General features: G+C 58.1%; 14 protein-coding genes and 1 pseudogene. 7 read left to right on the forward strand and 8 right to left on the reverse strand.

Features of this window, described 5'->3' with window-relative positions:
• Positions 1–204: 204 nt before the first annotated feature.
• Both ACTQ0H_RS05910 and ACTQ0H_RS05915 read right to left on the reverse strand, forming a co-directional pair.
• On the reverse strand, positions 205–789 hold the full coding sequence (locus ACTQ0H_RS05910) for a DUF5714 domain-containing protein (protein WP_441048551.1): 585 nt from the start codon (positions 787–789) through the stop codon (positions 205–207).
• A 279-nt stretch (positions 790–1,068) separates the two neighbouring features.
• A complete protein-coding gene (locus tag ACTQ0H_RS05915; RefSeq protein WP_441538514.1) occupies positions 1,069–1,686 on the reverse strand; it encodes a GMP synthase (glutamine-hydrolyzing) in 618 nt (205 codons plus the stop codon).
• Positions 1,687–1,947: 261 nt separating this feature from the next.
• Here ACTQ0H_RS05915 and ACTQ0H_RS05920 point away from each other — a divergent pair, with 261 nt between their 5' ends.
• The 5 genes from ACTQ0H_RS05920 (at position 1,948) to ACTQ0H_RS05940 (ending at position 13,345) form a co-directional block, all read left to right on the forward strand.
• The gene (locus ACTQ0H_RS05920) at positions 1,948–2,952 is read left to right on the forward strand and encodes a helix-turn-helix domain-containing protein (RefSeq protein ID WP_441048554.1); all 1,005 of its coding nucleotides are present in this window, start codon (positions 1,948–1,950) and stop codon (positions 2,950–2,952) included.
• Positions 2,953–3,107: 155 nt separating this feature from the next.
• Entirely contained in the window at positions 3,108–7,466 is a 4,359-nt protein-coding gene (locus ACTQ0H_RS05925; RefSeq protein ID WP_441547922.1) for a hypothetical protein, read from the forward strand.
• 254 nt (positions 7,467–7,720) lie between these two features.
• A complete protein-coding gene (locus tag ACTQ0H_RS05930) occupies positions 7,721–9,718 on the forward strand; it encodes a DNA gyrase/topoisomerase IV subunit B (protein ID WP_441048556.1) in 1,998 nt (665 codons plus the stop codon).
• 45 nt (positions 9,719–9,763) lie between these two features.
• Entirely contained in the window at positions 9,764–12,004 is a 2,241-nt protein-coding gene (locus ACTQ0H_RS05935) for a DNA gyrase subunit A (protein WP_441048557.1), read from the forward strand.
• Between the two features lie 246 nt (positions 12,005–12,250).
• Positions 12,251–13,345, forward strand: coding sequence for an ATP-binding protein (locus ACTQ0H_RS05940; RefSeq protein ID WP_154516910.1), 1,095 nt, complete (start codon positions 12,251–12,253; stop codon positions 13,343–13,345).
• 108 nt (positions 13,346–13,453) lie between these two features.
• Here the strand turns inward: ACTQ0H_RS05940 and ACTQ0H_RS05945 are convergent.
• The 5 genes and pseudogenes from ACTQ0H_RS05945 to ptcA form a co-directional block, all read right to left on the reverse strand.
• Positions 13,454–13,960: pseudogene (locus ACTQ0H_RS05945) on the reverse strand (flavodoxin family protein); the annotation flags it as partial.
• A 734-nt stretch (positions 13,961–14,694) separates the two neighbouring features.
• Positions 14,695–16,614: a tetracycline resistance ribosomal protection protein Tet(W) gene (tet(W), locus tag ACTQ0H_RS05950; RefSeq protein ID WP_441538504.1), complete on the reverse strand. Its 1,920-nt coding sequence runs from the start codon at positions 16,612–16,614 to the stop codon at positions 14,695–14,697.
• 1,718 nt (positions 16,615–18,332) lie between these two features.
• Entirely contained in the window at positions 18,333–19,535 is a 1,203-nt protein-coding gene (locus ACTQ0H_RS05955; protein WP_441538502.1) for an agmatine deiminase family protein, read from the reverse strand.
• Positions 19,536–19,841: 306 nt separating this feature from the next.
• Entirely contained in the window at positions 19,842–21,272 is a 1,431-nt protein-coding gene (locus ACTQ0H_RS05960; protein ID WP_441064158.1) for an APC family permease, read from the reverse strand.
• A gap of 266 nt (positions 21,273–21,538) precedes the next feature.
• Positions 21,539–22,609, reverse strand: coding sequence for a putrescine carbamoyltransferase (gene ptcA, locus ACTQ0H_RS05965; RefSeq protein WP_441056337.1), 1,071 nt, complete (start codon positions 22,607–22,609; stop codon positions 21,539–21,541).
• Positions 22,610–23,008: 399 nt separating this feature from the next.
• Here ptcA and ACTQ0H_RS05970 point away from each other — a divergent pair, with 399 nt between their 5' ends.
• Together ACTQ0H_RS05970 and ACTQ0H_RS05975 are read left to right on the forward strand one after the other, a co-directional pair.
• Complete coding sequence (locus ACTQ0H_RS05970; RefSeq protein WP_441044900.1) at positions 23,009–23,152, forward strand: LuxR C-terminal-related transcriptional regulator; 144 nt, start codon at positions 23,009–23,011, stop codon at positions 23,150–23,152.
• A 47-nt stretch (positions 23,153–23,199) separates the two neighbouring features.
• Positions 23,200–24,075, forward strand: a complete 876-nt coding sequence (locus tag ACTQ0H_RS05975) for a hypothetical protein (protein WP_441538500.1) — start codon at positions 23,200–23,202, stop codon at positions 24,073–24,075.
• A gap of 12 nt (positions 24,076–24,087) precedes the next feature.
• Here ACTQ0H_RS05975 and ACTQ0H_RS05980 read toward each other — a convergent pair whose 3' ends face one another.
• Positions 24,088–24,315 (reverse strand): hypothetical protein, encoded by a 228-nt coding sequence (locus ACTQ0H_RS05980; protein WP_441538498.1) that lies wholly within the window; start codon positions 24,313–24,315, stop codon positions 24,088–24,090.
• Between the last annotated feature and the right edge of the window lie 248 nt (positions 24,316–24,563).

The following is a 24,563-nucleotide window of genomic DNA, read 5'->3' on the forward strand; positions in this document are numbered from 1 at the left end:
TCCCCCGCCGTTCGTATTCGACGCGTTTGTCCTACTCTATCCCCTTTTTTTACCGGCGCCAGTGAGGAATGTAACAAACCGCGCCAAAAAACGAACGGGACGGCACTCCGTGTGGCGCACCATCCCGCGCATACCGTCGATAATGTGACAAAGGAACTGTCACTTTGTCACATCTGCCCAACCCTTATTGGGGCACCCGATTCCCTATTGGATGATAAAGGACGGATGATACGGACACTTTTCGCCCATGCACACTGTATTGACCGCATAGCTATCGCAGGTTGGCGTCTTCTCCCATGCTTTAAGCTGTGGTCCGCCGAGCGCGTTAAAAAACGAAACGGCCTCACGAATCGCCACGCGCGCATCTCGCTTGCAGCACCGTGGGCTTCCCGAGCGCGCGATGGCGGCAAGCAGCTCCGAAACCATAAGCTGCCCCTCCTGCCAGCCTTCACTGCGCAGCGGCGCATTGCCGCGCACGATTGCATATGCCATGCCCGCAGACGCAGCTGCCCCGCACATGCCCCAGCGGGCACACGTCGCCCCCGGCACGCAATCCGAACGAGACATCAAATCGGCAAGATCGTCTTTGAGCATCGCATCTCGCTCCCCAGATGCTTCGGCGTTGCGCCAGCACGCAAGCAGCACCGCGCCCACAATAAAATGGTGGATGGGGCCAAAAGCCACGCAGCGCTCATCTGCCATAACCTCTTCCAAAAGAGCCGCGGGCGCCACCGACGTACTGGCCATGAGCATCTCAACAATCCAGCCTGTTTGTTCGTCTTTTGCCATGCGGCATCCTCCTCTAAAACAAATTGTGCGCACACTCCATTATGGCCTTCTTCTGCCCGGCGCGCTCAATGCGAAACAACCTGCTTCGCTCGTGCCGCCAACAAGCCCTGCTAGTTCTCGTCGCAAACCAGACCTGCTCAGGAGCAACACCAGAGGCGATGGCAAGCACGATGGACAGTGGCAACACCACGACGGCAGCCCTTTTCGAAAAAGAAGGCCCCGCGCAATCGCGCGAGGCCTCCCCATTCATGGAACTATGATCAAAGCAGCCCAAAAAGCTTACTCCCACTCAACGGTGCCGACGGGCTTGGGCGTGAGGTCGTAGCACACACGGCAGATGCCGGGAACCTCGGCTGTGACGCGAGCGGTAATACGCTTGAGCAGTGCCCAGTCGAGCTCAGGCACCTCGGCGGTCATCACGTCGACGGTGTTGATGCAGCGGATGATGCAGGGCCAGTCGTAGGCGCGCTTGCCCTCGCGCACGCCGGTGGCACGGAAGTCGGGCACCACGGCGAAGTACTGCCAGATGGTCAGACCTGCCTTGTCGATCTCCTCGCGCACGATGGCGTCGGCTTCGCGCAGCGCCTCAAGACGGTCGCGGGTAATGGCACCAAGGCAGCGGACGCCCAGGCCGGGACCGGGGAACGGCTGACGCTCGACCATGTTCTCGGGCAGACCGAGCTCGCGGCCCACGACGCGTACCTCGTCCTTGTACAGCAGTTTGACGGGCTCGCAAAGCTCAAACTGCAGGTCCTCGGGCAGGCCACCCACGTTGTGGTGGGCCTTCACGCCATCCTGGGACTCCAGGATGTCGGGGTAGATGGTTCCCTGGGCGAGGAAGCTGACCTCGTCGCCAACCTTGCGGGCCTCCTTTTCGGTTCGATGGGAATGCGTCACACGTATGCAAACGCACCGTCATATGACCTCATTATATGCAGAACAAGATGTGTTTCCCATCGCTGCGACAAAGCTTTTTGCAGGGGTGGCAATTTTTCCTACTGTCGAGCTCAGCTAGGCTTCGGTAGCCACCTTGGCAGCATCGCCAATAGACTCTTCCTTTATACGTTCTGCGTAATCGTATGCCATACCCGCAAATTCCAGTCCCGAGTAACAGGAGTACAATTGCTGCTATTGTTGCCAACTGTTGGGAGATGGAAGATGGACTGCGATGGCTACCCTTGCGTTCCCATGCCGTTGATGTGCACCGCCTTTGTGCCGGGGCAGATTGACGCTGCGGTTGCAGGCATTTCCGACCCCGATTCGCGCGCCATTGCCACGGCAGAAGCGCTGTACTTTCGCGGACAGGCCACCCTCGCTGCCAAGACGGCGCGCCCCTATCTTGACGCCACCGACCCCGCACTGCGCTATTCCGCATGCTTTATCTGCGGATACGCCAGTCTGTCGCTCAACCGTATCGCCGATGCCCGCCGGTGCCTTACTGGCATCCTCGATACGCCGGCCGACGAGGAATCGCCTGCCGTCCACGCCGTGCATATCCTGTTCGCCTCGGCCGCGAGCGTCCTGATGCACTTGCCTTCCCCGTATTCCGCCGAAGAGTTTTATCCGCTTGCGGCGCATTTGCCCGAAGGCCTGCGCCTGTTCGCCAGCTACGTGATGGCGCACGCCTTGTATCTGCGCGGCGAATACGGCCGCAGCCTGGGCATGGTGGAAAATGCCCTGATCATGAAACAGGGAAGCTATCCCATCTCGGAACTGTTCCTGCACCTGGCGGCTTCCATGGCATGCATGAGCCTCAAGGACATCGACGCCGCAAAGGCACATTTCGGAGCCGCTTGGGACATTGCGCGCCCCGACGGCCTCATCGAGCTCATTGGCGAGCACCACGGCCTTTTACAGGGGCTCATAGAGGCGTGCCTAAAAGCGCAATACCCTGACGATTTCGCACGCATCATCGAGATTACGTATCGATTCAGCTACGGCTGGCGGCGCATCCACAACCCCGATTCGGGCGAGGACGTGGCCGACGATTTAACGACCACGGAGTTCACCATGGCCATGCTCGCCTGCCGCGGATGGACCAACGCCGAAATCGCACGCCACATGGAAGTATCGCCGGGCACTGTTAAAAACCGCCTATCAGGAGTGTATGCCAAGCTTGGTATCGGAACTCGCGCCGAGCTGGTCGCGCATATGTTGCGTTAGCGACCGGGCTGCCAAGCGCATCGAACGCGTTCCGGAACCCGGCGCTTCGCTCGATCAATTTGGACATTTTGACCCTTGAACGGCACTACCGCCACGGGGCACCTTCTCGCAAAATAGGATTATTTCCTCCGTTATTTGCGGGATGGGAGCCCAAAATGCTTGATCGTCGTTCGCTACTTATCGCCGGAGCATCCTCGCTGGCAGGCATCATGCTGCCTCGCGTGCCGAGCAGCGCAAACGCCTTCATACTGCCATTCGCCCCCACCGAGGCCTATGCCGACGAAGAAGACCCCTTCAAGGTGCTCGTTCTCTCGCGCACCATGTTTGGTGTGGTCGTGGTCGACGTCGCCAACAAGAATATGCCCATCAAGGGAGCCCAGGTCACGCTCGCGTCGCGTTATGCCGCGGGCAAGCAGATCTCCGCCACTACCGACGACGAGGGCACGGCCATCTTTGAGGTCGCGCCGCTTTCGGAAGGCTACGTGGACGAGGCAACGCTTCTCGACGCGTACGACTTTAACGGTGGCATCTCCATCAGCATGGCGGGCTACCGTGATGTCGAGATCCCCCTCACGCGCATCCAGGGCGGCACCGCCATTACCGCGCCCACACGTCCGCTTTCCGACGGTGAGCCGTACTTTCGCCAGCTTACGTTCGACGAGTGGGACATCCAGTACGCCGACGCCACGTTCATGGCACTGCCGAAGGACGACGCCGGAAACGACCAACCCGACACGCACGCCTTTACCGTGCAGGCACATCTGCCACAGGGTGGACAGGCAACGCTGTGCATCAACAAGGTAATGCCCGCCACGAGCAGCTCATCCGAAACCGTCACGCAAATTGGCCAAGTCAAGGCCAGTGCATCGGGTTCGGATAATCTGGCAACGTTCACACTCGAAGACACGTTCCTCGATGCAGCTTCGGGCCTTCTGGAGGAAGGATGCAAGCTGCGCTTTGTCCTCGACTATCAGGGCAAGACCTATACACTCTCCTCCCCCATGGCCGTTGTCACCGCGCCGGCCGCAAAGGCAGAATCGGGCTCGACCACTATCGTCCCCACCACCATGGACCAAGAGATTACTCCGTTTGATTTCCCGGCGGCGTTTCCCGGCATCGGCGGCAATAAGTTCACGTGCTGGATGCCCTCGTTCCCCATTTTGTTCGATTTCTCTTTTGCCGGATACGTGCTGTTTGGCGGAGGATACAAACCGGTCGGCTACATGAACGATTCAGGCAATCCGGATCCGGAGTACTGGAAGAAGTCACCGCGCGAGTCGGGCGCCAAGCAGGCAAACCGCTACCTCGACGAGATGGAGGGGAAGTGGAATCAGTACAAAAGTATGAGTGCCGGTTCGGGCACCGATCCAAGGAACACTAAGCTGCTTCGTCACCACTGCACGCCGCGTTTTACGATGGATATCGCCACACAGCTGTACGGATCGCTCGCCTACGACTGGGTGGGCAAAACCTGGGGTGACAACAACGACCCCGCATTTGGCAATATTAAGGCCCTCTTCCAGGTAAGAACCGACCTCAATTGGACCGAGCAGTTTACCCTAGGACCGGTGCCGTTTTTCCTAAACGTCAACCCCTGGGTGCTGGCGAAGCTGGCGCTCGCCGTGGGTGCCCACACGCACGGCAGCGGCGCGGCGTTTTTTAAAAACATTTCGCTCGACTATTCAAACACCTCGGGCTCGTTCACCATCCAGATCGGGCTTGCCGTCACCTTTGGCGCCGGCGTTGCAGGCGTCGCTTCGTCTGCCGTGCGCGGCGCCGCATCCCTCACGCTGTTCATTGGGTACGAGAAGGCAGATGGACACCAGCTTCCGCGACTGCGCGTAGGTGCAGACGTCGATGTCGATGTGATACTCCAGTTCGTAATGTTCAAGTGGACCACCAAGGCTTGGTCGGGGTCGTGGCCCACACTCCTCGATTCGTGGAATATGTCGGTGAACAATGGCAACCAGTATGTGCTCCAGCGCTCTGAGCTCGCATTGGGTGGAGATACGCCTTACACGTTGGATGCCCGCTTCGGCACGGCCGGCAACGCCGAGGCAGGCGGCGTGCCGCAATTTATCGCATCGGCCACCATCGTCACCAACGCCGAGCTGCTCGCACGCGCCGAGGTTAAGGCCACTGCCGTAAACGTCGCGCCTGTCGTGCGCGATTGGGATCAAGCGGTCACGCGCATTAAGCTCGAGGCGGATGCAGAAAGCGACGACACGGGACAGATCGAGCATTTCGTCCATACACTGATAGAAAACGCCGCGCCGATGTATGAGTACACCTATATCGGGCAGGCGACGAACGCCGTTGCGGACCCCAACGCCAATTCTGCTGGTGTATCGGAGGACGAGCGTGGCGGCATAAAACCCTCGAGCGACAACGTGCTGTTTGCTGGCGTGCTCAGCGAAGCTCACATGAAGCTGGCAATGATTGCCGGCGTAGAATGTCTGTTCCGTATCGCCTCGGTGCGCTACGGCGACAATGGCCGCTCGCGCCTGGTGGTGCACACAAAGGCAAACGGCACGTGGTCCGCTCCCACTCCCGTGGACTTTCCCCTTGGGTTTGGCGAGGGCGACGTGGAGCGCGACGGCATATTCGATTACGACTTCGACGTGGTGGAATATACGGACGGAAGAGGAAACCAGGACGCCTACGTGCTGCTGATCTCGGGCGAGCGCCCCGCAGGTGACAACACCCTTTTCGATACGGCAAGCACAGCCGGCATACTGTCCGTCGTGCGCCTGCGCATAAGTAATAGCGAAGTTCGCGTGGTGTCGTATACGTCGTGGCGCAGCATCTCGCGCGGCCGCCTTCAGGAGGATGGCTACCATTGTCTGCAGTGCCCGCGTATCACGGTGGGCAAGACGCTCGTCGACGGGCGCCTGTCGGGTGCCTACCTCCACCGCCGCGGAACCACCGCAGAAAAGGCGCTCGGCAGCGAGGCCGAGGTTGCGCTGGAATGCTTTACCTTGTGGTCGGATGATTTGGGCGACAGTCTCACGTTCCGTCAGGTCCTCTGCTTTCCGCAAGCACCGTCGAGTATCGAGCTGGGCAAGCCCGAGAATATCAACGGCAAAATGGTGGTGTCCGTTGCGTACGAGACCGCAGACGGTTGCGGCTGCGCATCGTACGCCGTGATCGGCCAGTCCATTGCGTGCTGGGACGTTATGTCACCAGACGCCACGGTACCTCATGCGGTGCCATGGCCACAACATTCGGGCTTTTTGGCAACCGTCAACGAGCAACTGCAGCATATTACTTGGACGCGAGGCGCATCGGCATTTGCAACGCAGCCCGTGGGTGCCGCAGGCTGTGGCCCGGCATCGTTTAGCGTAAGCAACAACGGCAGGTGCGTGCTCTATGTAGAGAACACCGATGGCAAGGTGGGACAAACCTACGACGAAGAAGGCAACCCGGTAGCAGTGATGGGCAAGCACTTCCGCATCTTCGCCAGCACCTTGGCAGGCGATCTGTTCACGGAGCCGTTCGTGATGTGCGAGCTGGACCATCCCGTCGATCAGATAACGACATTTTTGACGTCGGGAGGCATGCTCTCCGCACTCGCCACGCACATTGTGAGCGCGGAGAAGAGCGAGGCAGAGCTGCACGGCATCGAAGTGCCCTTGGTGGCGTGTGCCACTCCGACGGGCGCGGTCGCTACCTCGGGCGCGGTGGTACCCGGAGCAGCAAGCGAATCCTTCATGGTCACGGTGCGAAACGACGGCAACACCTTGCTGACCGCCGGCACGATCGATCTGTACCGAGAGGGCTCCAGCCAGCCGTTCTCCAGCGCATCCATCGGATTCGGACTGAACGCACGCATGGTTTCGATCTACGATCCAGAGCTTGCCGAGGATGCTTCGGCCCAAGACATGGCACACGTGAAGTACGCGCTCGAGACGCTGGGCGCACGTTTTGCAACGCACCCGCTGGTAGCCGACAACGGCAACGCCGTGCTGGCACCGGGTTGCACGGCACAGTTCCGCATGAGCTTCGCCATCCCCGAGAGCTGGAGCGACGATGTGGGCAAACGCGTAACGCTGTATGCGAAGGCGCATAACCTGGTGGCGCTCGATCCCGTAACGCTCGAGGAAATTCGGCCGGGTGCAAACTCGGCGCTGGGTGCCGTACTGCACGAGCTTCATGTGCCCGACGCGGCATGCGAACGCTCAGAAGTTCAGGTCGGCGTATGCGACAGCGCGGATACGACGGGGCTTCACGATGCACCGATGACGGTGGACGACGGTGGCGGCTCGAGTGGCGGCGGTACTGACAAAGGCGGCGGCTCCGGCGGAAGCAGCTCCAGCAGCGGCAAGGACCACAACAATAGCAAGCGCCCCGGAAAAGCGGGCGCGCTTGCGGGCACGGGCGATACATGCGCTCCCCTTACGGCAGCCGCTGCAGCACTCGCCGCGGCAGGCGCCGGCCTCGTCGCCTACAGCGCCCGCCGCACGGCGCTCGAAGCCGATACCGCCAATGAGGTCAATTCGGATAGGCCCCGCTAGCTCCTAGTTACTTTTGTGAGAGACGCCGACTCGGCTCATTCGTCATCGCTATGCGGACATTACAACTTCGGTTCGCTATTCAAACTTGCTCGCACAATACCGACTCGGTTTTGTGCGAGTAAACGAAACCTTATCGAACTCCGAACGATTGTTCGATGGATTTCGTGTTGGTTGGAATCGCCCAAGGGCTGGGCTATGCTACCTTGACTATCTATATGACTAAAACGCAGCAAAGGAGCATCGAGAGAGCGAGCATGGCAAAAAACACCGCAAACTATGGTAACGACAGTATTCGTCAGCTCAAGGACGAGGAGCGCGTACGCCTGCGCCCTGCCGTCATCTTTGGCTCGGACGGGCTCGACGGCTGCGCGCATGCCGCCTTCGAGATCCTGTCCAACGCCGTTGACGAGGCGCGCCAGGGCTACGGCAAGCTCATCACCCTTACCGCCTTTCGCGATGGCTCCATTCAGGTGGAGGACAACGGCCGCGGCTGCCCGCTTGACTGGAACCCCTCCGAGAAGCGCTTTAACTGGGAACTCGTCTTTTGCGAGCTTTACGCCGGCGGCAAGTACAACAACAACCAGGGCGGCGACTACGACTTCTCGCTCGGCACCAACGGCCTGGGCTCGTGCGCAACCCAGTACGCCTCCGAGTACATGGACGTCACGGTTTGGCGCGACGGTAACAAGTACTCCCTGCACTTTAAGAAGGGCAAGGTCGTCGGCGCCAAAAAGAAAGCACTCGAGGTTGAGCCCAGCGACGAGGACCGCACCGGCACCACCATCAAGTGGCGCCCCGATCTTGAGGTCTTTACCTCCATCAGCATCCCCCACGATTGGTATCGCGAGACCATGCGCCGCCAGGCCGTGGTCAACGCCAACGTGACCTTCCGGCTGCGCATCGAGGGCGACGACGGCGAGTTTTCCGAAGAGGACTTCTGCTATCCCAAGGGCATCGAGGACTACGTGCTCGAGAAGGTCGGTACCGACTACCTTACCGAGCCCTTCTTTATCGAAGCCGACCGTCGCGGTCGCGATCGCGAGGATCTGCCCGATTACAACGTAAAAATCACTGCTTGCATGTGCTTCTCGCGCACTTTCACGATGCAGGAGTACTACCACAACTCCTCCTGGCTCGAGAACGGCGGCTCACCCGAAAAGGCGGCCCGCAGTGCCCTCACCAGCGCCATCGATGCCTACATTAAGCAACAGGGCAAATACAACAAAAACGAGAGCGGCATTAAGTGGCAGGACGTCCAGGACTGCCTGGTGCTGGTGACCAACTGCTTCTCCACCCAGACGTCCTACGAAAACCAGACCAAGAAGGCCATCAACAACCGCTTTATCCAGCAGGCCATGACGGCATTCTTTAAGGAGCGCCTCTCGACCTACTTGATCGAGAACAAAGATGCCGCCAACAAGATCATGGAGCAGGTGCTCATCAACAAGCGCTCGCGCGAGAATGCCGAGAAGACGCGCCAGAGCATCAAGACCAACCTGCAGCAGAAGACCGACATGGCCAACCGGGTGCAGAAGTTCATCGACTGCCGTTCCAAGGACAAGAGCCGCCGCGAGATCTACATCGTAGAGGGCGACTCGGCAGCAGGCGCCATTCGCACCTCGCGCGATGCCGAGTTCCAGGGCGTTATGCCCGTCCGCGGCAAGATCCTCAACTGCCTAAAGGAGGACTATCCGCGCATCTTTAAGTCCGATATCATCATGGACCTCATGCGCGTGCTGGGCTGCGGCGTGGAGATCAAAGACAAGCGCATCAAGAACCTCGGCGCCTTTGACCTGGACAACCTTAACTGGAACAAGGTCATCATCTGTACGGACGCCGACGTCGACGGTTATCACATCCGCACGCTCGTGCTCACCATGCTCTATCGCCTGGTGCCCACGCTTATCGACGAAGGCTACGTGTATATCGCCGAGTCGCCGCTCTACGAGATCAACTGCAAAGAAAAGACCTACTTTGCCTACACCGAGCTCGAGAAGAACGGCATTCTTAAGGAGATCGGCGACCAGAAGTGCTCCATCAACCGCTCCAAGGGTCTTGGTGAGAACGACCCGGACATGATGTGGCTCACCACCATGAACCCCGAGACGCGTCGTCTGATCAAGGTGGAGTCCGAAGACGTCGCCAAGATGGAGACCATGTTCAACCTTCTGCTGGGCAGCGACGAGGCGGGCCGCAAGCGCCATATCTCGGAGCACGGCAAGGAATACCTGGACCAGCTGGACCTGCAGTAGCAGCAAATCGATAACGACGGCCCATAAGAAGTTCAAGAGGAAATCGTGGCAAAGAAGAAGACGAAGAACCAGCCAAAGAAAAAGCAGGTCAACGCCGAGAACGTCATCGGCCTGCACTCCGAGGTCACCAATCAGCCGATCACGCAGACGCTCGAGGTCAACTACATGCCCTACGCCATGAGCGTCAACGTCTCGCGTGCGTTCCCCGAGATCGACGGTTTTAAGCCCTCGCACCGCAAGCTGCTCTACACCATGTACAAGATGGGCTTGCTCAAAGGTGAGCGCCAGAAGAGCGCCAACATCGTGGGCCAGACCATGAAGCTCAACCCGCACGGCGACGCTGCAATCTACGAGACGATGGTGCGCCTGGCCACCGGCAACGAGGCGCTACTCGCCCCCTTCGTGGAGTCGAAGGGCAACTTTGGCAAGTACTATTCGGGCGACCTGAGCTACGCTGCCTCGCGTTACACCGAGGCCAAGCTCGCCCCCATCAGTGCCGAGATCTTCAAGGACATCGACAAGGACCCGGTCGACTTTGTCGACAGCTACGACGGCGCCATGAAGGAGCCGCGCCTGCTGCCTACCACATTCCCCAACATCCTTGTCTCGGCCAACAAGGGCATCGGCGTCGCCATGGCGTCTGACATCTGCGGCTTCAACCTCAACGAGGTCTGCACCGCCACCATGCACTACCTGCAGGATCCTAACTGCGATCTGCTCGAGTACATGCCCATGCCCGACTTCTCGACCGGCGGTGAGATTATCTACCGCCGCGAGGAGATGGAAAAGATTATCGAGACCGGCCTTGGCAGCTTCCAGATCCGCTCCCGCTGGCGCTGGATTCCCGAAGAGCGCATTATCGAGGTCTACGAGATCCCCTACACCACCAAGACCGATGTCATCATCGATCGCATCGTCAAGCTCTCCAAAGAAGGCAAGGTCAAGGAGATCGCTGACATCCGCGACGAGACCGACCTCTCGGGCCTGCGTATCGCCATCGATCTTAAGCGCGGTGTCGACCCCGACAAGCTCATGGCCAAGCTCTATCGCTCGACTACGCTGCAGGATTCGTTCTCATGCAACTTTAACGTGCTGGTCGACGGCTATCCCCGCGTTATGGGCGTACGCCAGATCCTGCACGAGTGGGTCAAGTGGCGTATTGAGTCCACGCGTCGCCGCATTAACTTTGACTTGGGCAAAAAGTCCGAGCGCCTGCACCTGCTGCACGGCCTCGAAGCGATCTTGCTCGACATCGACAAGGCCATCGCCATCATCCGTGGCACCAAGCTCGAGGCTGAGGTCGTGCCCAACCTTATGAAGGGTTTCGACATCGACGAGACCCAGGCCGAGTTTGTTGCCGAGCTTAAGCTCCGCAACATCAACGAGGAGTACATCCTCAACCGCACCAAGGACATCGCTAAGCTCGAGGGTGAGATTGCCGAGCTAGAGGAGATCCTTTCGAGCGAAGAGAACATCAAGAAGGTCATCAGCGACGAGCTGGCCGCGGTCAACAAAAAGTACGTGATGCCGCGCCGCACGGGCAGGATCGAGCCCCATGAGGTTATCGAGGTAAGCCTGGAGCCCGAGGTCGAGGAATATCCGGTTACCATCATGCTCTCGCGCGATGGCTACCTTAAGAAGATGACGGACCGCGTGCTCAAGAAGGCTGCGACGCTCAAGTACAAAGACGGCGACAAACCCTTTATCGAGTTCCCGTCCTCCAACACCCACGAGCTGCTGGTCTTTACCAACAAGAGCCAGGTGTACAAGTGCAAGGTCGCAGCGTTTGAGGACACCAAGTCGGCCCAGCTGGGCTCGTACTTGCCCACCGACCTCGAGATGGAACCCGACGAGAGTGTCATCTGGGTCATCGACCCTGAGGACTACAAGGCCGACGTGCTGTTTGTCTTTGAGAACGGCCGCGTGGTGCGCGTCGCACTTTCTGGATACGTCACCAAGACCAACCGCAAGCGCCTTAAGAACGCCATCTACGGCGGCAGCAAACTGCTGTATGCTCAGGTACTCAAGGAAGACCACGACATCGCGCTGGTCTCGAGCGACTACCGCCTGATGAACTTCAACACGTCGCTGCTCAAGACCAAGACGACCACCAACACGCAGGGCGTCCAGGCCTTTACCGCCAAGAAGGGTCGCTCGGTCACCACCGTCGGCACGACCGAGGAAATCCTTGGCGCCGGCGTCTCGGCCGAGAAGTTCACCGCGCAGAGTCTCCCCTCTGCCGGTGCCCTCATGAAAGAAAACGACATGCCGAGTTTGTTTGACTAGGACGACGGCAACGAGATCGTTAGACACTTCGCAAAGCGACGAGGCCCGGAACGCAACGGCATTGCGCCCGGGACTCGTCGTTTTTCTTCTCAACTATTTTTTAACGCAGATAAATTGATTTCTGCTTATTTTTCTGCGTAAAACATGTCAGCGCCACTGCTTCGATGCCCTTTGGTCTGTCGTTAGCAAAACTTGCAAAAGTTAGCAAAACTTGCAAAAATTAGCAAAACTTGCAAAGGAGCTACCATGGAGTACAGCAAGAACCCCTTTACCCCAACATTTGGAAGCGTCCCTCCCTTTCTAGCGGGTCGCGAGCATATCCTGCGCGACATCAACCGTGGCTTTATCAACGGCCCGGGAGATCCCAACCTGTCGACTATTATTACGGGAGCAAGGGGAACGGGCAAGACGGCGCTTCTCTCGCTCCTTTCAGAAACGGCGCTTGAACACGGCTGGATCGCAGCAAATGTCTCCGCCATGCCAGGCATGCTCGAAGATATTATCGAGCGAACCAAAGAAGCCGCAGATAGCTATCTCTCACAGCCTCACGCGCGCATAAACGGCGTTCAAATTGGTCCAGTGGGCATCGATTGGACATATGCTCAAGAGGCCCAGGGCAACTGGCGCACACGCATGAATGGTATCTTTAAGCAACTCGAAAAACATGACATCGGACTTCTCATCACCATCGATGAAGTCACCGTCGATCTCGAAGAAATGCTTCAATTTGCCTCTGTTTACCAGCACTTTGTACGCGAAGGTAAAAAAGTTGCCCTACTCATGGCAGGACTGCCCTACAAAGTATCGGCGTTGCTGCGTAACGATTCCGTCTCGTTCCTCAGGCGTTCCCAATATCATCAGTTAGGACGAATCACTGACGTTGAAATTGCAAACGCGTTTCGCAAAACTGTTGAGGCCGGAGGACGTTCAATCACACCAGAAGCGCTCGAGGATGCTGTGAAGGCCGTCGACGGATTCCCCTACATGATGCAGCTCGTCGGATATCGCACATGGGATGTTTCGGAGAACTCGCCCAAAATCAGCGCACCTGATGTCCAGCAGGGTTCTCTGCTTGCCCGTATGGAGCTGCGCGATCGAATTCTCGAAACGACCTATCGGGAGCTTTCCGATAAAGACATTGAGTTTTTGCTCGCGATGCTGCCCGACTCTGGCCCCAGCAGGGTCTCGGAGATAGCCAAACGCATGGGCGTTGCCGGCAACTATGCAAGCCAATATAAACGCCGTCTCCTCGAGGACGGCGTCATCGGAGAGCGCGGGCGTGGTCTCGTTGGCTTTGACATCCCCGCATTCAGGGAGTTCCTGAGTGAGAAGGCCTCCTAGCACGCCGAGATTGTCCGCAAGGGCAACGGCGCAGGGCAATCAACGATTCACCTGGCAAGGACGGCAAGCAGTTCAAATAACACCGATTGCCATGCGCTCTTCTTGTCCTTAGGCGAGCTTGCGGGCGAACTCTCGCACCTCTTCCAACTTGGGCGACGATGCCATGCTGTCGCGCTCGGTCATACCGCTGATGGTGACAATGCCCTGGTTCTCCCACTTGCAGTACGCGCAGGCTGACTTGTACATAGCGATCGCCGCATCATAGGCGCCCTCGCTGTGGCTATCGAGCAAAAGGGCCGTCTTGGTGAACGGGAAGCCCGTAGCACCGAAGGCGTACAGGCGGTCGATGGCAGCCTTCTCCTGCGCAGTGATATCGAACCAGTAGATAGGCGAGGCGAAGACGACCATATCGGCGTCTTGCAGCGACTCGACCACACCGATCATGTCATCCTTCTGCACGCAGGCGCCCTCATGGGTAAAGCAGTACTGGCATCCCAGGCAGCCGGCGATCTTCTTGCTGGCAACGCGAATGACCTCGACCGTATGGCCGCCCTCGCGTGCGGTCTCGGCAAACGCCTCGACCATGGTGTCGGTATTGGCACCCTTGCGCGGGCTGCCACTTAATACACGATATTCATATGGATTCCCTCTTCTTCATGCTGCAGGCGCGCAGTGTGTTTTCTTGTAACCAAAACGAATGGACTTAATCAATCGCCAGCAGGCCATATCTCTTGTTCAAGTTCCCTAAAGAAGCTCAAGACGATTGCGATTGCCTTATACAACGTCGAAAACCAACAAGGGAGCCATGGTTGCGCCGCCTGCCCAGATGGCACGCGGTCAAGATGAGCATTGGGAATCGCGACGACTTGATATCGCTCGCATGCCTCCTTCGGAATAGGCGTCAAGGACAACTACCTGGATAGCGAGCCGGCCGAACAGGCCTTCGGCCATATCGAGGACGGGATCGGAGCGGACGTGATACGACTTCGGGCCCTTTAGGGATGACTGACCTCGACGCCTACGCAACCCACTGAAACGCTCGGAGGGGTCGGGTCAAATTGAAGGGACTGACCCCGGAGAAAATCCGGGACCAGTCCCTTGCAGCTTATTTATTTATTGAGCCGTCTAAGTTTGGGCCGCAGTTCGCATCCGCGCGGTACCGACTTCTTGTGGCAAGCGAAATGAGAGCGCCTAGTTTTATCAGATGCGCTTTCTTTTGCGCGCGCAGATTGCAGCTGCCAATGCAAGCACATCCGTTCCGGTCAGAGCAGCGCCAAGCACTGTTGCCGTATGATCGCCCGTTACCCTCCATAACTTCTGATTGTTGCCGTCTTGACGATTATGTATCTTTACATTACCTTCTGAAACATATGGCGCACCTTGTCCAGGCGGCTGTTTGGACGGCGGGGCTGGATGACCGGCTGACCGACAGCGGCCTGATATCCTTTCAGCTCTGTAAGGCATACGCTCCGCCCGTTGGTGTAAAAGGCCAGATCAGTACGGTATGCCTGTATACAGCGGGCGGGAATCTCGCCAGTAATGACAACTTCATCCTTTTTTACCTGGGCCGTTTCGATGGTGGCACAGTATTTCGGTGCATCATGATAAGCCCTGGAAAGGTATTCCTGGGGCGCATAGAGGATGAAGGAGAGATAAGGTTCCAGCAGCTGCGTCCCCGATTCCTTCAATGCCTGTTCCAATACAATCGGGGCCAATGAGCGGAAGTCCGCCGGCGTGCTGACCGGACTGTAATAAAGCCCGTATTCAAAGCAAATCTTACAGTCCGTTACGTTCCAGCCGAACAAGCCCTGCTCCAGCCCGTAACGGATACCATCCCTGACAGCGTTTTGAAAACTCTGGTTCAAGTATCCCAGCGAAACCCGGCTCTCGTATTGTACACCGGAGCCAAGCGGGAGTGGTGTAACAGACAGTCCGATGGATGCCCAAAACGGGTTGGGCGGCACCTCGATATGGATGGTGTGGCTGGCTGCTTTGAGCGGCCGCTCCATATAAATGACGGTGGGTTCCTTTACCACTGTTTCAAGCTTGTATTTTTCCGACAGCAAAGCGGAAACAACCTCCAACTGCACCCGGCCCAAAAAAGAAAGAATGATCTCATGGGTGATGGAATCCACCTCGCAGCGCAAAAGCGGGTCAGTATCCGCAAGTTGCGTAAGAGCGTCCAGCAGCCGTTCTCTTTGCGCTGCCGTTTTCGGCGCAATCGACGTCCGCAGCATGGGGAGGGGGTCCTCACGCCACCTTTTACGAGGGAGCCGGGTGTTGTCCCCCAATACGTCGTTTAATCCCACGCTGTCGCTGGGAAGAATGACAATTTCGCCCTTGTGGGCGGTGTCTGTCCGAACAATCTCCCCTTTGGATGGAATACGCATCTCTGTGATTTTCAGCTTTTCTCTCCCGGCCAGAGCCACCGTATCCCGCAGGCGCAGCGTTCCGCTGTATAGCCGCAAATAGATGAGCCGCTGGCCACAATCTGTATACTCCACCTTGAAAACGCTGCCGCATAGGGCGTCGCTCCCCTGTTCCCCAATCGGTTGGAACAGCCCTGTCACCGCATCCATCAACGGTTGAATGCCAAGGCCCTTTTTGGCGCTGCCATGATAGACCGGGAACAGGGAGGCGTCTTGAACCCGCCGCTGTTCCTCCTGCGCAAGTTCTTCCCGGCTGATTGGTTCTCCTGCGATATACTTTTCCAATAATTCATCGTTATTTTCAATGACCGCATCCCATGCTTCTATGTCGGTATTTTCCTCCAGGACTATTTCCGGGGACAGCGACACCGTCTGCTTGATGATAATATCGGCGGAGAGCTTATCCCGAACAGACTGATACACGCCTTGCAAATCAACGCCAGTCTGGTCGATCTTGTTGATAAAGATAACGGTGGGAATGTCCATTTTCCGCAGGGCATGGAACAGAATACGGGTCTGGGCCTGCACACCATCTTTAGCGGAGATCACCAAGATGGCCCCATCTAAAACAGCCAAAGAGCGGTACACCTCCGCCAAAAAATCCATGTGGCCGGGCGTATCCACAATGTTGACTTTACATCTGTTCCACTGGAAGGAAGTGACTGCCGCTTGAATGGTAATCCCACGCTGCCGCTCCAAAAGCATGGTGTCCGTCCTCGTTGTCCCTTTTTCGACGCTCCCCGGTTCTGAAATGGCTCCGCTGGCATATAGCAGGCTCTCCGTCAAGGTTGTCTTTCCAGCGTCTACATGGGCAAGAATCCCGATATTGATTATTTTCATGTGATTGTCCTCCCTTTACTGCCCCGAAGGGCATAAAAATCCCCAGCAGTAAAATACTTTTACCACTGGGGATGATAATTGCGGACATACACGTATACAGCATACACCTGTTTGTGAGTGCTGTTTTTGGGGATATGTCAAAATTGATAAGGCAAAAGTATTCTTAAATTGGGTACAAAAAACTAAGCCCCTACAAAAGGGACTATCATAATCCTTTGTTCCCACTATTTGATTATAGTTTTATTTAAGAATACCTTGCCGCATATTTTTTACTCCTTTTCTGGACTTGAATTATTATATCACATCAGTTTTAGGAAAACAAGTATCTAAAAGAAATTTTTCTTCCCCTTATATGTAACAATCATACCGGCTTCCTAACGTTCAGAATGGTTTCTACTGTCTGCTGCGGCTTTTGGTTGGAATTGTCCAGCCAAAAGCCGATCCGTGGTGTTGTCTGCATTTTACTAAATACAAATTCAATGTATACAGAAAGAAATATATAAGGAGTGGGAGGGATTCCGCCGTAGTCGGCATTGTAGGAAAATCCAAAAGTTTAGATTTTCTCAAAATGCTTATCTTTTGGTCTTTGGTTCGGAATAGTGTAGTGCTGGCGGTCTATCTATTGTTTTCGGTTGCTTGCTTCTTTACCGTACATGAGCATTTGCTCAGGGCATCTCGCTTTCAAAGTCTTTTGAATCTGAGCTGGGGCATACATGCGCTTGCTCAGATTTGGTAAAAGGATACGATTGCGCCTTATTCTAATATAGGGTTTATTAAGGCAAATGCAAGTAATAGATGCAATAGCGAAATCATTGCTATTGCATATGGCTCTCTTTCCGCTCCTTTCTTAATTGGGACTTAAATCCTCCTGATAAGCAAGACGTTTTCGCCAAAGCGCTTATAAAAAGACGGCGCTGGGCCCGAGCTCACCTTGCATGCAGACTGAAAGGCAACCACCCAGCCCGGTACTGACGAATACGGGGGGCAACGGCGACAGCTCCTCTGCCAATGCGAATGCAAACAGCACTGGTAACAACAACCGCCACAACAAGGGTAAGAAGCCTGCAAAGGGCGGCTTTCCCATAAGTCATGGAGCTGACTGGGGCTTCGCTTGCGTCCGGATCGATTTGCGCGCGTTCGAACTCCCGCGCGGGCGATGAGGACCTTCGTGAATGCATCCCTGATGGACAGAAGCGACCCGAGCCCCAAGCGGCGCGCTTCGAGCAGCGGAAGTTGAAGCGTAAGCAGAAGCATCGTGGGCATTGACCGGTGCCGACATGGGTCCAGGTGTGAACAGGGCTACGTCCCCTATTCGCACTGTTCACACATACAGCAGCGGGCACGGATTCGGCTGAAACTGCGCCCGCTGTCTGATGCTAAATTAATTTATCAAGCATGTGTTCTATTCCAGCGCAGTAATTAAATACGCTGGTACATAGATACTCCGATCAAGACGGCCGCGTATACGACCGGGAACTTTCGGCAATTGGATACGCGCCTGACCTGGGATATCCAAGCGAACAATTGGCCTAACCCGCGATAGGTCCCAGGCCAGGCGGGTATCCAATCGAAGGGGAAGGGCGCTCCGGTGCGGAGGCAGCGGAGCGCCGGGGGAAAGCCCGGCCGGCCAGGCGGCCCCGTTCGCCCGGCCGGCCAGGCCTCCGGGGTGCGGCGGATCCCCGTGAAAGAGGGGCGCCGCGCCCCGGCAGGCCGGGCCATTAGGCGGACGGCTCCTGCTGCGTGATGCAGTGGATGTTGCCGCCGCCGTAGACGACCTGGTCGGACTGGACGCCCACGCACTTGTAGACGCCCTCGCCCCAGACCTCGTCGTAGATCTCCTGGAGCGTGTCGACGGCCAGCCGGTCGTTCTCGTCGCCGTACTGCGGGACGATGACGCCGTGGTTGGTCACGAGGTAGTTCATGTAGGAGGCGATCAGCGGCTCGTCGGGGACGCGCGGCTCGGCGTTCTCGTCGGCGTCGATGGTGTCGCAGGAGGCCTGGTCCATGTACAGCGGCTTCACGGGCATGCAGAGCTTGTAGACCTTCAGCTTGCGGCCCTTGGCGTCAACCGCGTTGGAGAGGGTCTCGTAGGCGGCGTGGCACTGCTCGTAGAACGGGTACTCGGGGTCGTCGGTCCAGATGCAGACCATGACGCCCGGGGCGATGAAGGTGGCGACGTCGTCGATGTGGCCGTTGGTCTCCTCGGGGTCGATGCCCTCCTTGACCCAGATGACCTTCTCGACGCCGAGGTAGTCCTTGAGGTGCTCGGTCATGTACCCGCGAAGCTCCTCGCTCCAGGGCTCGAACTTCTTGCGGTACTTGGGCCAGATGGACTCGGGGTCCTCCTCCTCGAGCACCGCGGAGCAGGTGCGGCCGGGGGACAGGAGGCACTGGTCGGTGACGACGAGGGTGCCCTCGCCGTCGACGGTGATGGAGCCGCCCTCGAGGATCATGTCGTCGGGACGGTAGCGGCGGCAGCCGGAGAGCTCGGCCATCTTGAGGGCGATCTGCTCGTCCTTGTCCCACGGGAAGTAGAGGCCGTCGATGAGGCCGCCGTAGCCGTTGAAGTGCCAGTGGTTGGCGCGCTTCTCGCCCTTGCCGTTGATGACGTAGGTGGCGCCGGTGTCGCGGAACCAGGCGTCGTCGGTGGTCATCTCGACGACGGTGACGTTCTCGTCGTTCTCGAAGACGGCCTTGCAGTTGGCGTAGTCGACCTGGTTGGCGCACATGTAGACCGGGGTGAACTCGGAGATGGCGCGGGCGATGGCGGCATACTGCCTCTGGGCGGGCTTGGCGCCGTGGGCCCAGGTGTCGGTGCGGTGGGGCCAGCCCATCCACACGCGGTCCTGGGGGGCGAACTCGGCGGGCATGAAGAAGCCGTCGGCCCTAGGGGTGGACTCGGACTCGGTGATCGTACGCATAAGATTTCCTCCAAACCGGACGATCGTCTGCCGCGGGCGGGCTGCCCGCGGCCTAGGACCAAGAGATGGCGGGCGCCCGTCCCCCGGCAGAGGTCGGGGCGCCCGGCGCCGGTTTTCACGGGGTCGCACCGGCGGGCGACGACGTAGCCAGGTGCGCGGAGACAGGGCGCACGAGGGATACGGGAGAGGGGTCGGGGCGGTCGGCGGCTGCCGGAGCTATCGCCTGCACCCGCCCCGGGGAATGGTTGGCGGACCCGTCGCCCGGGCACACCTCCGAGGAGGCCGGGGTGCCCGGAACCGGGTGCCCTAGTTCTCCTCGGCCTCCTCGGCGAGGCGCTGGGCGGCCAGCTCGGGGGTGAGGCCCTTGTACTCGGTCTCGCGGCCCTTGGCGCTGACGACGCGGACGACCTCGCCGATGAGCATGAGCACGATGAAGATGATGATCATCGGGACCTTCTCGCCGATCTCGGCGGCGGAGAACGGCGCCAGCGTCGCGACGATGGCCAGGATCAGCTCGATGCAGGGGATGGCCAGCATGACCTTCATCATCGCGCCCTTGAACGGGAACGTGAAGATGCGCTCGCGGTTGGGGTCGTTCTTGCGGAGGTTGAGGAACGCCGGGAACATCGGGATGTAGGTGAGCAGCAGGAAGACGACGGAGGTGCCGAAGAGCATCCAGAAGACGCCGTTGGAGATGGCGTCGACGGGAACGAGCTGCAGGCAGAGGACCAGGGAGGCGACGACGGCGTTGACCAGGTTGGCGCCGTTGGGCATGTCGTCCTCGGAGATCATCGAGGCGAAGACCTTGGGCATGTTGCCGTGCTCGGCGGCGTAGCGGGCGACGGAGTTGACGCCGAAGGACCAGGCGGCCATGTTGGCGAACAGGGTGATCAGGAAGGCGATGCAGATGACCTTGAAGAGCACGGAATCGCCCACCATGGTCTGGACTGCGAAGATCATGCCGTAGTCGGGGTCGATGGAGTCGGCCGGGATGGCGGCGCCGATGCCGAAGCCAGCGAACAGGTAGATGACGGCAATAGCCACGCCACCGACGACGATAGCCTTGGGGATATCGCGAGCGGGATCGGCCATATCATCGGTCATGGTGCAGATAACCTCGAAGCCCATGAAGTTGAAGATGATGATGGACAGGTAGCCCAGGGCGTTGGTGTTGGTGAGCTCGGGCAGGAAGGTGGCGGCGGACATGTCGCTCGCGAAACCGTTCTCCATGGCATACCAGATGCCCAGGGCGCCGACGATGACGGCAACGGCGACCTTGATCAGGGCGCCACCGTTGAGGACCCACTCGGAGTCGGCCGCCTTGGAGCGGCCCATGAGGTAGACGATCCACACGAAGGCGAGCTCGATGCCCATCTTGGCGATCAGGTTGAACTCGACGCCAAAGACCATGCCCAGGATGTCGGGGAACATGGTCGCCAGCGAGGCGATCCACAGCGGGTAGTTGACCCAGTAGTAGTACGAAATGCGGGCGCCCCACTTGTCGCCCAGGCCATCGCGTACCCAGTCGTAAATGCCGCCCTCGCCGTCATAGGTGGTGCCGAGCTCGGCGACGACCATGCCGTAAGGGAGCAGGAAGGTCAGGATCAGGAAGATCCACCAGAAGAACTGCTGGTTGCCAATGGCAGCAGCAGGAGCGGCGGCCTCGCAAACGAAGACGACGCAGATGATGGTCGAAATGACCGTCAGGAAGGAAAGCTTTTTCTTTCCGTCACTCATATTTAATCCTTTGCTCAGTCGTTTTCAGACAGGGCGCCAGTGCTTACGCGCAGTGGCGCAGATGATGGGCAGCAAGAGACAAGCATCTGCTGCCGCCCATCAGAAAGCATCGTACAGGCCATACCACACGTCGGTGTAGATGAAGTCGGCGCCCTTGATGCACTCGGTTGTCATCGGAGACTTTGCAGTTCTCCTCGCCGATGGCCATGAGGTCGCCCATCTCCTGCGAAGGCGGGCGAGCCGTAGCTCGCCCGACCTGGTACGTCTTACAGACCGTGCTTACCGAGAGCGGCCATGCGCTCATTGATGGTGGCGCGGTATGCCGCAGCCTTCTGCTCGTCGGGCTCGCTCTGGGGGCACAGAGTGGCCAGGATGGCGCGAATGGAGTGCTTGCGGTTCTCGGCCTCGACCCAGCACAGGGAGCGCTCGGGATCGTCCATGACCTCGTCGACGACTTCCTCGCCACGGTTGGCGGGCAGGCAGTGCATGAACATGCTGTTCGGACCGGCAACGTTCATCATATCCCAGGTCACCTGGTACTTCGGATAGAACACATCCATGTAGCTGGAGCTGGAGACTTCGCTGTCGTAGAGGCCGTACCACACATCGGTGTACACGAAGTCGGCGCCCTCGATGCAGGAAATGTCGTCGGAAATGGTGATGGTGCCGCCGGAGACCTTGCAGTTCTCCTCGCCGATAGCCATGAGATGCTTGCCGAACTCGGCGCGCTCCTCATCGGTGCCAATATGCAGGCAGCCGTCGGGAATCTGATGCCCCTTCGGTCCGAACTGCACGAAGTCCATGCCCATCTTCGTGCAGATGAACATGAGCGACGCGCAGGTCTGGGTGGCATCGCCGATCCAGGCAAACTTGCAGTCCTCGATCTTCTTACCGGCGGGCAAGTTCTCGATCATGGTCATGAGGTCGCCGAGCTCCTGGGTGGGATGGTTGTACTCGCTCATGCCGTTGATGACGGGGGCCGCGGAGTACTTCGCCAAGCTCACTACATCCTTATGACGATCGACGCGGGCCATGAGGATGTCGACGAGGCTTCCCATAACGCGGCCGGAGTCCTCGATGGACTCATGGCCACCCAGCTGGATGGAGCCGGGGCCGAAGAACTGGGCGTGACCGCCGAGGTCGCTCATGGCCGTCTCGAAGGAGATGCGGGTACGGGTGGACACCTGCTGGAAGATCATGCCGAGGGTCTTGTCCTTCAGCAGGTGCGGGTACTCGCCGCCCTCCTTGATGAGCCCCTTCATGGCGATGGCCAGATCTACCATGCCGAGCAGCTCTTCTTTTGTGAAGTCGTTGGTGTCGATGTAATCTTTGACCATTGAAATCTCCTTCAAAATTCGTTGGCCGGACCGCCCCTTGCGGACCGCGCCCCCCATGAAGCGCCCCGAAATGAGCGAGACGCTCCCTTGCGCCACACAGCATGGGGCGCACCCGTAGTTTTGAGAAGAAATAACCAGGATTATTTTCAGATTACATTAGCTCACCGCACACCTTACCCTGGCTAATCCTAACTAATCCTAACTAATCCTAACTAGTCCTAACGCCTAGACGGATTGATATTGAACTGGTTTCTTCGCCCTGTGCGCCGCTGTCAACACCTTGCGCCTCCGTTCTAAGGAACCGACGCGCCCGACGCCCAAGAATACGTAGACGAGCTGCTCCTCGCCCTCTGCGAGCACTGTCACCTGACCGCGCGCGAGCGCGTCATCTTGAAAGAGGTGCTGCAGGGCAAGGACAACCAGAACATCGCCAGTTCGCCGCAACTGGCCCTGGGCACCGTGCAGGCCCATGTGCACAACATTCTGAAGAAAACCGGCACCACCACCCGCCAAGAACTCACCCAGCTGTTCTGGAAGGGATGAAGAACGGCCGAAGACGGCTGATCCCGTAGGGGGCGGCCGCAGCCGGTGTGAGGGAGATTGGATACAGACTTATCGGAGTCGACCCCGACGATGGTCAGCTTGGCATCGTCGATGTTCACGATGAACTGGTCGGTCACATCGTTGCCGTCGGAATCGATGACGACAGCTTGGCCGGAAACCTTGACAGGGTACTCGCCTGCATCGGTGCCCGTTGCAGAAGCCTCAACGCCGGAAACGTAGAAGGTCTGACCATTGATCTGGAACTCCAGGGTCTCGAAACCGGATACGGACTTCTCGGTGCCGTCGTAGGTCACGGACTTGGAATTGGGAGTGAGGGTGATCTGGTACTTCTCGCTACGATCGGTAACGGTCAGGGTTCCGTACGTCTTCTTGATCTGATAGTTGTCCAGATTGGTTCCCTCGTTGGGGATGCATTCGAATGCATTCTCGGAGGAGCCGACGATCTTCTGCGAGCCGGTGAAAGAATAGGTGGCACCTTGGCCATCGGCCCAACCAGTATCCCGGGCAGCCTCCCCAACGGTGACCTTGTGATTGGTCAGGGGCTTGCCGTCGTACTCCTTGGAACCACTCGCGGAGGTCAGGGTGACCGGACGCTTTTCGACCGTCAATTTACCTTCGTTCTTCACGATGTTGTAGTATTCGGCAATAGACGGGTCGAGCGTTACACGAATCGCATTTTTCGATGTGCCACAATCGGTCTGAGAACCTACAAACTCTATTTCCATATGGTGAATAATAACCGAGCCTTTGTTGGCTATGCGTCGTTTGAATGCAATTACCCCTCTAATAAAACAATATTTGTTACTTTTCAGCACCATCAAACCAGATTCTGCCTCCTGCGAATTAGGCACCCACCCCATCAAGACCACGAAGCATCCCCGCCCTCAGCCTCGGCCTGCTAGTCATGTGCCTGTTCACCTGGGAGAAAGCATGCCAAAGGCAGCGCTGGACCATGGTTTGCGGCCACACCTCCGCAACCGCGCGATGAGGACGACGAGGTCCCTGGCGAGGTATATGCCGTCGACGAAGACGACCCTGTGGACCTCGTCGACGCACTCGAGCATGGGCCAGACCTCCCAGAACTGTGCCGTCCTGCGCCTGAGCCCCCGCCCGCCGCAGTAGGAGCAATAGACGGTCTTCATGGGCACCTCTTCCGAAAGGGTTTTTAACGGTTCCGGAAAAGGTTATCTGCCTGCGGGAACGATAGGCAACCGGACACACATTCTGTCCGAGCGGTTAAAAGCGGGCACGGAATTTATACGGCTGAAAAAGGGGCATCGGTACCGTCAAGATTCTTTCGCAAATTGATTTAGTCGTCTCCCGCCCCGTCCTCTTCTAGCCCTCCGCCTTTCCCCTCAGCTCGTCCATCTCCTCCAGCTTCGACATGTCC

Source organism: Collinsella sp. LCP21S3_A3 (assembly GCF_052118905.1).
Taxonomy (GTDB): Bacteria; Actinomycetota; Coriobacteriia; order Coriobacteriales; family Coriobacteriaceae; genus Collinsella.

Excerpts from the sequence above, each read along its gene's own strand:
- ACTQ0H_RS05910 (WP_441048551.1), bottom strand. The coding sequence starts at position 789 with ATGGCAAAAGACGAACAAACAGGCTGGATTGTTGAGATGCTCATGGCC.
- ACTQ0H_RS05920 (WP_441048554.1), top strand. The coding sequence starts at position 1,948 with ATGGACTGCGATGGCTACCCTTGCGTTCCCATGCCGTTGATGTGCACC.
- ACTQ0H_RS05925 (WP_441547922.1), top strand. The coding sequence starts at position 3,108 with ATGCTTGATCGTCGTTCGCTACTTATCGCCGGAGCATCCTCGCTGGCA.
- ACTQ0H_RS05930 (WP_441048556.1), top strand. The coding sequence starts at position 7,721 with ATGGCAAAAAACACCGCAAACTATGGTAACGACAGTATTCGTCAGCTC.
- ACTQ0H_RS05940 (WP_154516910.1), top strand. The coding sequence starts at position 12,251 with ATGGAGTACAGCAAGAACCCCTTTACCCCAACATTTGGAAGCGTCCCT.
- ACTQ0H_RS05955 (WP_441538502.1), bottom strand. The coding sequence starts at position 19,535 with ATGCGTACGATCACCGAGTCCGAGTCCACCCCTAGGGCCGACGGCTTC.
- ACTQ0H_RS05960 (WP_441064158.1), bottom strand. The coding sequence starts at position 21,272 with ATGAGTGACGGAAAGAAAAAGCTTTCCTTCCTGACGGTCATTTCGACC.
- ptcA (WP_441056337.1), bottom strand. The coding sequence starts at position 22,609 with ATGGTCAAAGATTACATCGACACCAACGACTTCACAAAAGAAGAGCTG.
- ACTQ0H_RS05980 (WP_441538498.1), bottom strand. The coding sequence starts at position 24,315 with ATGAAGACCGTCTATTGCTCCTACTGCGGCGGGCGGGGGCTCAGGCGC.